This window comes from Methylobacterium sp. WL9 (assembly GCF_008040035.1).
Classification (GTDB): Bacteria; Pseudomonadota; Alphaproteobacteria; order Rhizobiales; family Beijerinckiaceae; genus Methylobacterium; species Methylobacterium thuringiense.
The window spans coordinates 1-4,984 of sequence record NZ_VRVE01000140.1; the positions used below are offsets into that span (position 1 = coordinate 1).

The 4,984-nt window shown below is 69.9% G+C and carries 6 protein-coding genes and 1 pseudogene; 3 read left to right on the forward strand and 4 right to left on the reverse strand.

The window, feature by feature from the left end:
* Positions 1-126 (reverse strand): annotated as a pseudogene (locus FV217_RS23585) (peptidase P60); the annotation flags it as partial.
* Positions 127-298: 172 nt separating this feature from the next.
* Between FV217_RS23585 and FV217_RS21720 the strand changes: the two are divergent.
* Positions 299-1,453 carry a hypothetical protein gene (locus tag FV217_RS21720; RefSeq protein ID WP_147821652.1) on the forward strand — a complete coding sequence of 385 codons (1,155 nt, stop codon included), beginning with the start codon at positions 299-301 and terminating at the stop codon, positions 1,451-1,453.
* Between the two features lie 5 nt (positions 1,454-1,458).
* Here the strand turns inward: FV217_RS21720 and FV217_RS23115 are convergent, their stop codons facing one another.
* From FV217_RS23115 to FV217_RS21730, 3 genes are all read right to left on the reverse strand, one after another.
* Positions 1,459-1,632 carry a hypothetical protein gene (locus FV217_RS23115; protein ID WP_187272669.1) on the reverse strand — a complete coding sequence of 58 codons (174 nt, stop codon included), beginning with the start codon at positions 1,630-1,632 and terminating at the stop codon, positions 1,459-1,461.
* Between the two features lie 93 nt (positions 1,633-1,725).
* Positions 1,726-2,073 (reverse strand): hypothetical protein, encoded by a 348-nt coding sequence (locus tag FV217_RS21725; protein WP_147821654.1) that lies wholly within the window; start codon positions 2,071-2,073, stop codon positions 1,726-1,728.
* Positions 2,074-2,270: 197 nt separating this feature from the next.
* A complete protein-coding gene (locus tag FV217_RS21730; RefSeq protein ID WP_147821656.1) occupies positions 2,271-2,489 on the reverse strand; it encodes a hypothetical protein in 219 nt (72 codons plus the stop codon).
* 224 nt (positions 2,490-2,713) lie between these two features.
* Here FV217_RS21730 and FV217_RS21735 point away from each other — a divergent pair, with 224 nt between their 5' ends.
* Positions 2,714-3,394, forward strand: coding sequence for a response regulator transcription factor (locus FV217_RS21735; protein ID WP_147821658.1), 681 nt, complete (start codon positions 2,714-2,716; stop codon positions 3,392-3,394).
* The gene (locus FV217_RS21740; protein ID WP_147821660.1) at positions 3,378-4,745 is read left to right on the forward strand and encodes a HAMP domain-containing sensor histidine kinase; all 1,368 of its coding nucleotides are present in this window, start codon (positions 3,378-3,380) and stop codon (positions 4,743-4,745) included. The genes FV217_RS21735 and FV217_RS21740 overlap by 17 nt, the downstream gene beginning before the upstream one ends.
* The last annotated feature ends 239 nt before the right edge of the window (positions 4,746-4,984 follow it).

A 4,984-nucleotide genomic window follows, 5' to 3' on the forward strand; every position in this document is an offset into this window, starting at 1 on the left:
GGCCGAGGGCGCGGCCAGCCGCCGGGGCTGTCCGTCCACGAAGCGCTCCGCCTCGACGAGCCCGCGCAGGCGGCTGTCGGCGAGGTCGGGCCGGGCGGGGGTGAGGCGCGGATCACGGCTGGTCATGCGCCGGATCGGATGCCCGACGGCCGGCGCATGTCAACGGAAACCGGCGCAATGCGGAGGCGGGCTCCGTTGCGAGCGGGCGGGCGCCGGGCGATAGGGTGTCCGGCGGCACGATCGGCACCGTCGAGAACGCCCCTCGGTTAGGTCGCGTCAGGGTCCCCGGATATCAGCGATGCCGTCGAAGCTGTCTGAAGGCGTAGCGATGACGGACGGCGCGCCGGAGACGGATGTCGCGGCCGCGATCCGGCGGACGATGCTGAACTTCCAGGGCATCGGCGACAATTGCGAATTCGGGCTCGTGCAACGCGCCTGCGGCGTCGAGCCCCTGGGGCTATTCCGGTTCAGCAGCGGCAGCATCCCCAATCTCGTCCACGCGCTGGACAGCGATTTCCGGTTCTACGGGGCCCCCGGCGACCTTGAGATCTTCGCCGGCCATGCCGATTACCTCTGGTGCCGGAGCCTCCGCTACGACTTCACCTACAACACCAACCACAAAGTCGGATCGCTGGCGCAGGACGACGTGCTTCGGCGCGAGATCAAGCGCGTCGGCTATCTCAAGCGGAGCCTGCTCGAAGACCTCGCCGAAGGCACTAGGATTTTCGTGCGCAAGGGCCTCCCGAGCGAATCCCTCGACGCCTTCCTGAGCCTCGCCGCGGCGATCCGCCGGCACGGCCCCTCCGTCGTCCTGCGCGCCGAACAGACGGAGGATCCGGCCCTGGTCGGCTGTGCGGAATGGCATTCACCGGGCGTCCTGCGGGGCTACGTGCGGCATTTCTCGCCCTACGAAGGCGGCATGCGGATCGACCTGGAGCCCTGGGTCGCGCTCTGCCGTAACGCGCATGCCCTCGCCCTAGACGGCCGGCCGGCCGCGGCGATGGACCATGCCTCGGCGCCGATCCGCCTGCAGCACAAGGCGGAGCGGCACGTCACGCGGCGCTCGCGGATCCGCCTCAGCGCGTTCACGGCGGAGGTCGGACCCGACCACATCGTGCCCGGCGCGATCAACGTCTTTTCCGCCTGGATCTGGATTCCGGGCGGGTTCCGGGCCGAGACGGTGTTCGGGCTCGTCAAGTTCTCGGACAGCTATCAGCGGCTGGCGCACCGCGACGCCGACCTCGATATCCGCGACGCTTGGCAGCGCATCTGGATCTCGGCCCAGGTCCCGTCCGGGATCTCCCGGCTCGTGCTCGGCTTCGGCGTGACGGGCGATCCGGGCCAGCGCTTCTGGTCGACGGACTGGCGCATCGGGTCGGGTCCTGTCCCGCCGTCGGCGTCCCCGCCGTCGGTGACGATCCGGCGGGGCTTCCGGGACTGGTTCGCCGGCTGATGGGATCAGTCGTGCTCGTCGGGTCCCGTCGAACTCGGCTCGACCTCGTCCGCGGTATAACCCTCCAGCCAGTCGAGGCTCGCCTGCGAGCCGGCCGGGTGCGGGTTGTCGGAATCCGGCTTGTTGGCGGCCTTGGCCGCCTTGCCGTCATCGTAGATCGCGCGGGATGAAACGGCCATGGCGATGTCCTCCTGTCGTCCCGGAGAAAGCATCGGGGGCCAGGGCGGTTCCGCGCGCCGCCCGGCGGTTCGCCGCGAAAACCAATTCGCCGGCTACAGAGGGATGCGGCCGCGACGCTCGCGGGCATCGTCCTCGACTGCCGAGAAGCCGGCCAGCACACGCAGCGGATAGGTGTGCAGGATCCGCGGCCGGCGCCCAGCGGGCTCGCAGCCGATGCACACCGCCAGCGACCAGCGCGCCATCAGCGCCCGATAGCTCGCATCGATGGCGTCCTGCCGCTTACGGCCCTCGCGCAGGACGGCCTTGATCTCGGCCGCCCGCTTGTCGCTCACGGCCTCGCGCTGTTCGGGCGTGACGGACGGGGGCGGCCTGTCGTCCTGCGCGAGGCAGGAGCCGGCCGTCCCGGCGAGCATGAGGATGGCGCCGGCACAGTTCCGCATATGAACGCTCCTGACGGTTCAGTGAGCATTCCCCTGATGCGGACCTACGATCGCTGTGGTTGTAAAGTTTCAAGACGGCCGAAAGACTCTCGGCCACTGCGCCGAGGCGCGATTGAGAGCGTCCGCATCCGCGAATACCGCTGCTCGTCAATGTCGCCCGCGAGTCGCCCGGGCAGGAAAGGTCCTGTGAAGCGGTTTTACTGGCAGCCCGCGAACAGGGCCGGCTGCGGCGCGTGGAACGCGTCCCTGATCGCGGTGCCGACGCGCCTGGCGATGTCCCGCGTCGCGAAGATCGGATGCGAGCCGTCGATGGGCGATTCGCCGATGCCGCGATAGATCGTCCAGGCCCAGAGCCGGTCTCCACGGCTCGCCTGCACGACCTCGACGCGCAATTGTTGAGGTGTCCGATCGATCATCCGGCGACCATCTCACACGCATGCCTCCGAACACATGCGTCTTATGGCGCTTCGGCCGACGACCCCACCTGCGTGCAGTGCAAGGCAACCGGCTCAGCTTCGCGTCCGGGAGCGGCTGCGGCCGTGGTTTCCGGGTGTCTCGTCGCTGGCGAGATCGGCCGGCGGGATGATACAGGACACAATCGCGAGGCCGAGCCTGCGCATACTCGCGGGCGAGGACGGACGTGAAGATCCTGCTGATCGAGGACGATGAGGCCACCGCGGCCTTCGTCCGGTCCGAGATGGCGGAGGCCGGGCACGATGTCGCGTTCGCCCCAGACGGCCCGTCCGGCCTTAGCCTCGCCCTCGCAGGCGGCCACGACGTCGCCATCGTCGACCGGATGCTGCCGGGGCTCGACGGTCTCGCCCTGACGCGGCGGCTGCGGGCGGCGCGGGTTCGCACGCCGCTGCTGTTCCTCACCACGATGTCCGGCATCGACGATCGCGTGGAGGGACTCGAAGCGGGCGCCGACGATTACCTCGTGAAGCCCTTCGCCTTCGCCGAGCTGCTCGCGCGGGTGAACGCCCTGGCGCGCCGCCCGCCGATCTCCGCGATCGTCACGGTCCTGCGCGCCGCCGACCTCGAAATGGACCTGATGGCCCGCACGGTGCGGCGCGCCGGGCGCAGCATCGACCTGCAGCCGCGCGAGTTCCAGCTGCTCGAATTCCTGATGCGCAACGCCGGAGCCCTGGTGACCCGCCGCCAGCTCCTCGAGAACGTCTGGGATTTCCACTTCGACCCGAAGACGAACATCGTCGAGACCCACATGAGCCGCCTGCGCGCCAAGGTGGACCGGGACTTCGACTGCTGGCTGATCGAGACCGTGCGCGGCTCCGGATACATCCTGCGTGGCCTCTCTGGGTAAGCTCCTCCGCAGCGCCGGCTTCCGCTTCGCGCTGCTCTACACCGCCGCCTTCGTGCTGTCCGTGGCGGCGCTCGGCTTCCTCGTCGAGATCGCGCTCACCACCACGCTCCGGGAGCAGGCACAGCATCGGATCGACGCCGAAGTCGGCGCCCTGGTGGACGAGTTCGTCCATGGCGGGCGCGTCGACCTCGATGTGGCGCTCGCCGGCCGGTTCGCCCGCGGCGGCGGCCGCCTGAGCCACGCGATCGTCGAGGTCGACGGCCGGGTCGGAGTCGGCAACCCGGATCTCGCCGCGCTCGCCGGTTCGGCCGACACGTCCGCGCGCCCGGTCTCCGCGGCGGGCGGCCGGAAACTCGCCCGGCCGCTGATCGCGGCGACGCGGAGGCTCGGCGACGGCACGAAGCTCGTCGTCGCCGACGACCTCCAGGGCATCAAGGAGGTCACCGCGATCCTCAACCGGGCCTTCGCCATCGCCCTGATGGCCTCGATCGTCTTCGGCCTCGGCCTCGGCCTCGTTGTGTCCCGCCGCCTGTTGGCGCGGGTGGATGCGGTGACGCGCACGGCGGAGGCGATCATCGCCGGGGATCTCGGACGCCGCATCGCCCTCTCGGGGTCCGGCGACGATTTCGACCGGCTGTCGCGGACGCTCAACCGCATGCTCGACCGGATCTCTGGCCTGATGGAGAACCTCCGGCAGGTCACGAACGACGTCGCGCACGACCTGCGCACGCCCCTGACCCGCCTCCAGCATGGGCTGCTGACGTCCGGGAAGCAGGCCTCCACCGTCGGCGAATACCGCGCCTCGATCGATCGGGCGGTGCTGGAGATCGACGAGATCCTCACGATCTTCACGGCCTTGCTGCGCATCGCGCAGATCGAGGCCGGCGCGCGGCGTGCCGGCTTCCGGTCGATCGACCTGTCGGATGTGCTGCGCACGGTCGGGGAGGCCTACGCACCCGGCATCGAGGATGGCGGGCGCAGGGTCCGCTATGCGATCGAGCCCGATCTCCGGATCGACGGCGACCGGGAGCTGCTGGTCCAGCTCTTCGCCAACCTGATCGAGAATGCCCTGCATTACACGCCGCCCGGCGCGACGATCAGCCTGGAACTCGCGCGATCCGGCGCAGGCGTGGTCGCGGCGGTCGCCGACGACGGGCCCGGCATCGACGTGGCGGAGCGGGACAAGGTGCTGCGGCGCTTCTACCGCGTCGAGAAGAGCCGCGGCACCAAGGGGCACGGCCTCGGCCTGCCGCTGGTGGCAGCCGTGGCGGAGCTGCACGCGGCGATCCTGACGCTCTCGGACAACCGGCCGGGCCTGCGCGCCGCCGTGAGCTTTCCGGCGCCGGCCTGAGGGTCAGGCCGGCTTCCCGGCGCGACGCGAAGGGCGCACTTCAGGTCGTTGATCTCCAGGAAGGCTTTGAGGGGGGCATCCGTCCGCCGAGCGGCATCTGACCGGCCCCCTCCCTTTTTCAGAAGTCGACGGATGCTGAGATGAGGACGGTTCTGGGCGCGCCTTGTGAGAGGACGCCGCGTCCTGTTGAGGCCCAGTAGTTGTTTCCGGTGAGGTTGACGACGTTGGCGCGCAGGGTG

What these genes read in the sequence shown, in the direction of transcription:
- FV217_RS21725 (WP_147821654.1), bottom strand. Translation starts at nt 2,073, where the DNA reads ATGCGGAACTGTGCCGGCGCCATCCTCATGCTCGCCGGGACGGCCGGC.
- FV217_RS21720 (WP_147821652.1), top strand. Translation starts at nt 299, where the DNA reads ATGCCGTCGAAGCTGTCTGAAGGCGTAGCGATGACGGACGGCGCGCCG.
- FV217_RS21730 (WP_147821656.1), bottom strand. Translation starts at nt 2,489, where the DNA reads ATGATCGATCGGACACCTCAACAATTGCGCGTCGAGGTCGTGCAGGCG.
- FV217_RS23115 (WP_187272669.1), bottom strand. Translation starts at nt 1,632, where the DNA reads ATGGCCGTTTCATCCCGCGCGATCTACGATGACGGCAAGGCGGCCAAG.